This window comes from Streptomyces sp. NPDC102437 (genome assembly GCF_044765565.1).
In the GTDB taxonomy this organism is placed as follows: domain Bacteria; phylum Actinomycetota; class Actinomycetes; order Streptomycetales; family Streptomycetaceae; genus Streptomyces.
Window position 1 is genome coordinate 1 of the sequence record NZ_JBIWKI010000110.1, and the last position, 6,300, is coordinate 6,300.

The following is a 6,300-nucleotide window of genomic DNA, read 5'->3' on the forward strand; positions in this document are numbered from 1 at the left end:
TGGAGTATCGGACGGATCTGTTCGATCGGGCGAGGATCGAGCGGATGGCCGGCCATCTGGCCACGCTCGCCGCCTCCGCGGCAGCTGCCCCTGACGCACGGTTGTCCGAGTTGAACATGCTGACGGAGCGGGAGCGGCAGGAGATCCTGGTCGACTGGAACGGGAGCACCGGCCCTTACCCCGACACGGCGACCATCCACTCACTCATCGAGGACCGCGTCAGCACCGACCCGGACTCCATCGCCCTCACCCACGGCGCCGAGCAGTGGACCTACACCCAGCTCAACGCCCGCGCCAACCAGCTCGCCCACCACCTGCGCACCACCGGCATCACCCCCGACACCCTGATCGCCGTCTGCCTCGACCGCTCCCCCGAACTCATCGCCACCCTCCTCGGCATCCTCAAAGCCGGAGCCGCCTTCATACCCCTGGACCCGGACTACCCCACCGACCGCATCACCTACATGACCGAAGACGCACAAGCACCACTCATCATCACCAGCACACAGCACAATGACCGACTCCCCGCCAACACACCGCGTCTCCTCGTCGACACCGAATGGCCCGACGGCCCCACCGAAAACCCCCTGCCCATGGCCACACCCGACGACCTCGCCTACATCATCTACACCTCCGGCTCAACCGGCAGACCAAAGGGTGTGGCCCTGGAACACCGCGGCGTCGTCAACTACCTCCACTGGTGCGACCAGAACTACCCCGTCGAGAAGCCCAGCGGCATCGGCACCATCCTCTACTCCTCGGTCACCTTCGACCTCACCATCACCGCCCTCTTCCTCCCCCTCATCCAAGGCACCCAACTCGCCATCCCCCAGACAGAACCGGATCAGACCGCCTTCGACGCCGCCATCGAACTGATCCTGACCAACGTCCCGATCAGCTTCCTCAAAGCAACCCCCTCCCACCTCGAAATCCTCGCCGCCCACCTCAACACCCAAAACGCCACCCACCACATCACCACCATCATCGCCGGCGGCGAAAACCTCACCCCCACCCTCGTCACCCAACTCCTCGACACCAGCACCACCACAACCACCATCAGCAACGAATACGGCGCCACCGAAGGCTCCGTCGCCAACGTCATGAGCCTCACCACCACACCCGACCCCAACGGCCACACCACCACCCTCGGCCGCCCCATCACCAACACCACCACCTACATCCTCGACCACCACAACCAACCCGCACCCATCGGCATCCCCGGACACGCCCTCCTCGGCGGCATCTGCCTCGCCCGCAACTACCACAACCGCACCGACCTCACCACCCAACGCTTCACCCCCAACCCCCTCCACACCCCCAACAACCCCCGCACCCCCAACGACCCCCGCACCTACCACCCCGGCGACCTCCTCACCTGGCGCCCCGACGGCACCCTCGAATTCATCGGCCGCATCGACAACCAAATCAAACTCCGCGGCTACCGCATCGAACTCGGCGAAATCGAAAACGCACTCAACACCCACCCCCACATCCACACCACCACCATCACCCTCCGCGAAGACACCCCCGGCAACAAACAACTCACCGCCTACATCACCACCACCCCCGGAAACAACCCGAACTCCGACGAACTACGCACCCACCTCCAACACCAACTCCCCCACTACATGATCCCCACCACCTACGTGACACTCGACCAACTACCCCTCACCCCCAACGGCAAAATCGACACCAAAGCCCTCCCCGCCCCCGACCACCACCGCCCCCACCTCCCCACCACCTACACCACCCCCCGCACCAACACCGAACGCACCCTCGCTTCCGTGTGGGGCGACATCCTCGGCATCGACACCATCGGCATCCACGACAACTTCTTCGAACTCGGCGGCGACTCGATCGTCAGTATCCAGATGATCGCCAGGGCGAAGAAGTTCGGCCTGCACCTCACCCCTCGCCTGATCTTCAAGCATCAGACCATCGCCGAGATCGCGGTCCACGCCGGCGCGACCACTCCGGTCGACGCGGAGCAGGGACGCGTGGTGGGTGACGTGCCTCTGACGCCGATCCAGCACTGGTTCTTCGAGAAGGAACTGCCGGCCTTCGACCACTTCAACCAGGCCGAGCTGCTGGCCACCGACGCTTTGGACCCCGATGTTCTCCGGCTGGCGCTCGCCGACCTGATCGAGCATCACGACGCCTTGCGGCTGCGGTGCGAGAGTGGTGAGGACGGCTGGCGACAGTATCTGGACGAGCCGGTGGACACCGGCATCCTCGACGTCCATGACCTGTCCGATGTCTCCGACAGCGACCTCGGCGCGGTGTCGCTCGGTATCGCGGAGGAGACGCAGCAGGGCCTCGACCTGGCAAAGGGACCTCTGATGCGGTGCGTCCTGCTGGAGCTGGGAGCGGCGCGGGGGCAGCGGTTGCTCATCGCCGTACACCACTTGGCGGTCGACGGGGTCTCCTGGCGGATCCTCCTGGAGGACTTGGGGAGTTGCTACGAGCAGCGCGCCGTCGGCGGGGCACCGCGTCTCCCCGCGAAGACGACATCCTTCCGAGCCTGGGCGGAACGGCTGCGCGGGTTCGCGACGTCGGACGCGGCAGGTGCCGAGTTCGCGTACTGGGCGGAGGCGAAGCCCGGCGGGCGGGTGCCGCGCGACCGGGACGGACGGAACGACCTGGGCTCGGCGTCCACCGTCGCTGTGGCCCTCACCCCTGAGGAGACGCGCGCCCTGCTGCGGGACGTGCCCCGCGCCTTCAACACGCGGATCAACGACGCGCTCCTCACCGCTCTCGCCCACGCGCTGAGAGACTGGACCGGTGACGACGAAACGCTGATCGGTCTGGAGGGGCACGGCCGCGAGGATCTCTTCCCCGACGTGGACGTGTCGCGAACCGTCGGGTGGTTCACGTCCGTGTTCCCCGTCGCCCTGCGGCTGGCGCCCGGCGCCGAACCGCTCGCTTCGCTCGACTCCGTCAAGGAGCAGTTGGGCCGGATCCCGAACAACGGCGTCGGCTACGGCATCCTGCGCTACCTCGGGGCGCCCGAGGTAGCGTCCGTTCTGGGCGAACAGCCGGTCCCTGAGGTCAATTTCAATTACCTGGGACAGTTCGCCCGGGACCTTCCGGGCATCGGGCAGTACGCCCCTGCGAACGAGCCCAAGGGACACTCGATCAGCCCTGACGGCATGCGCTGGAACGTCCTCGACGTGACCGCGGCCGTCGAGGGCGACACGTTCGGGGTGTACATCGGCTATTCGGCCGCGCTGCACGATCGGCAGACCGTCGAGCGACTGGGTGACGGAATGATCAACCACCTGCGCGGGCTGATCGCCGGCAGCGCCGAAGGAGCCGCCGACTCCCGGACCGCCCCGGGCATCCCCCTCACCGACGTCGGTGACACCGACATGGCCGCGATCCTGAAGAGGTTCTCAATATGAGCACGCACAACGTGGAAGACGTCTACGGGCTCTCGCCCCTGCAGTTCGGGATGCTCTTCCACTCACTGGAGGACACGTCCGACACCCGGCCGTACATGGTGCAGATGACGGAAGAGGTCGAAGGGGCCTTCGACGACGCGCTGTTCGCACAGGCGTGGCAGCAACTCGTCGACCGGCACTCGATCCTGCGCAGCGCGTTCGTGTGGGAAGGCGTGTCGGAACCCGTGCAGGTGGTGCAGCGCAAGGCCCCCGTTCCGTTCGCGGTGCGGGACCTGCGCGGCCTGCCCGACCAGGAACAGCGGCTGGATGCCTTCCTGGCGGAGGACTGGGAGCGCGGCTTCGACCTTTCCCGGGCGCCGCTGGTGCGGGTGACTGTGCTGCGGACGGCGGAGGAACGGCGCTTCGTCGTGTGGTCGTTCCACCACATCCTGCTGGACGGATGGAGCGTGCAGATCCTCCAGAAGGAGTTGTTCACCCTGTACCGCAGGCTGCTCGACGGTACACCGGCCGCGCTGCCGCCGACCGTGCCGTACCGTCGCTACATCGAGTGGCTCAATGCCCAACGGGGCGATGCCTCAGCGGACTTCTGGACGAACTATCTGGCGGGGATCACCGAACCGACCGACCTGCACGTGGACCGGGACACCGGGGACACAGGTGTCGGGGAGTTCGAGGTGCACGCCTCCCCCGACCTGTTCGCGCAGGCTCGCGACTACGCCAGGTCCCAGCGGATCACGATGAACACTCTGGTGCAGGGGCTGTGGTCGATCCTGCTCTCCCGGTACAGCCGCCGCGACGAGGTGCTGTTCGGCTCGACCATCTCGGGCCGCTCGATCGCGCTGCCGGGCGTGGACTCGATGATGGGGTTGTTCATCAACACCCTTCCGGTGCGAGGCCGGCTCACGGGTGAGCTGGGGGTCTCGGACTGGCTGCGGGATCTTCAGGACGAGCAGTTGGAGATGCGGCAGTGGGAGTACTGCCACCTGGTCGATGTACAGAAGAACAGCAGCATCCCCCGGGGGGAGCCGCTGTTCCGGTCCATCCTGGTCTTCGAGAACTACCCGGTGGTCCAGAAGCCGTCGGACTTCCCCGAGGGGCTGACCCGGCGTCTCGTCAACTGCGCGGAGCGCACGGGCTATCCGCTCACGCTGGTCGCGTCGGCGGGGCGAGCCCTGGAGTTCCGGTTCGTGTACGACCGGAGCCGGTTCGACGCGGCGACGATCGAGCGGATGGCCGGCCACCTCCGAACCCTGCTGGAGTCCGTCGTAGCAGCTCCCGAAGGGCGTATCGGCGAACTGAACATGCTGACGGAGCGGGAGCGGCAGGAGATCCTGGTCGACTGGAACGGGAGCACCGGCCCTTACCCCGACACGGCGACCATCCACTCACTCATCGAGGACCGCGTCAGCACCGACCCGGACTCCATCGCCCTCACCCACGGCACCGAGCAGTGGACCTACACCCAGCTCAACGCCCGCGCCAACCAGCTCGCCCACCACCTGCGCACCACCGGCATCACCCCCGACACCCTGATCGCCGTCTGCCTCGACCGCTCCCCCGAACTCATCGCCACCCTCCTCGGCATCCTCAAAGCCGGAGCCGCCTTCATACCCCTGGACCCGGACTACCCCACCGACCGCATCACCTACATGACCGAAGACGCACAAGCACCACTCATCATCACCAGCACACAGCACAATGACCGACTCCCCGCCAACACACCGCGTCTCCTCGTCGACACCGAATGGCCCGACGGCCCCACCGAAAACCCCCTGCCCATGGCCACACCCGACGACCTCGCCTACATCATCTACACCTCCGGCTCAACCGGCAGACCAAAGGGTGTGGCCCTGGAACACCGCGGCGTCGTCAACTACCTCCACTGGTGCGACCAGAACTACCCCGTCGAGAAGCCCAGCGGCATCGGCACCATCCTCTACTCCTCGGTCACCTTCGACCTCACCATCACCGCCCTCTTCCTCCCCCTCATCCAAGGCACCCAACTCGCCATCCCCCAGACAGAACCGGATCAGACCGCCTTCGACGCCGCCATCGAACTGATCCTGACCAACGTCCCGATCAGCTTCCTCAAAGCAACCCCCTCCCACCTCGAAATCCTCGCCGCCCACCTCAACACCCAAAACGCCACCCACCACATCACCACCATCATCGCCGGCGGCGAAAACCTCACCCCCACCCTCGTCACCCAACTCCTCGACACCAGCACCACCACAACCACCATCAGCAACGAATACGGCGCCACCGAAGGCTCCGTCGCCAACGTCATGAGCCTCACCACCACACCCGACCCCAACGGCCACACCACCACCCTCGGCCGCCCCATCACCAACACCACCACCTACATCCTCGACCACCACAACCAACCCGCACCCATCGGCATCCCCGGACACGCCCTCCTCGGCGGCATCTGCCTCGCCCGCAACTACCACAACCGCACCGACCTCACCACCCAACGCTTCACCCCCAACCCCCTCCACACCCCCAACAACCCCCGCACCCCCAACGACCCCCCCACCTACCACACCGGCGACCACCTCACCTGGCGCCCCGACGGCACCCACGAATTCATCGGCCCCAACGACAACCAAAACAAACACCGCGGCTACCGCATCTAACTCGGCGAAATCGAAAACGCCCTCAACACCCACCCCCACATCCACACCACCACCATCACCCTCCGCGAAGACACCCCCGGCAACAAACAACTCACCGCCTACATCACCACCACCCCCGGAAACAACCCGAACTCCGACGAACTACGCACCCACCTCCAACACCAACTCCCCCACTACATGATCCCCACCACCTACGTGACACTCGACCAACTACCCCTCACCCCCAACGGCAAAATCGACACCAAAGCCCTCCCCGCCCCCGA

General features: G+C 66.0%; 3 protein-coding genes. All 3 read left to right on the forward strand.

Annotated features, from left to right (window positions below; genetic code table 11):
• The first annotated feature begins 44 nt into the window (after positions 1 to 44).
• Positions 45 to 3,401: an amino acid adenylation domain-containing protein gene (locus ACIRJP_RS41805; RefSeq protein WP_404186358.1), complete on the forward strand. Its 3,357-nt coding sequence runs from the start codon at positions 45 to 47 to the stop codon at positions 3,399 to 3,401.
• The gene (locus ACIRJP_RS41810) at positions 3,398 to 6,037 is read left to right on the forward strand and encodes an amino acid adenylation domain-containing protein (protein ID WP_404186360.1); all 2,640 of its coding nucleotides are present in this window, start codon (positions 3,398 to 3,400) and stop codon (positions 6,035 to 6,037) included. Before ACIRJP_RS41805 ends, ACIRJP_RS41810 begins: the two co-directional genes overlap by 4 nt.
• A gap of 9 nt (positions 6,038 to 6,046) precedes the next feature.
• A partial coding sequence (locus ACIRJP_RS41815) for a hypothetical protein (protein WP_404186362.1) occupies positions 6,047 to 6,300 on the forward strand: 254 nt, incomplete at its 3' end.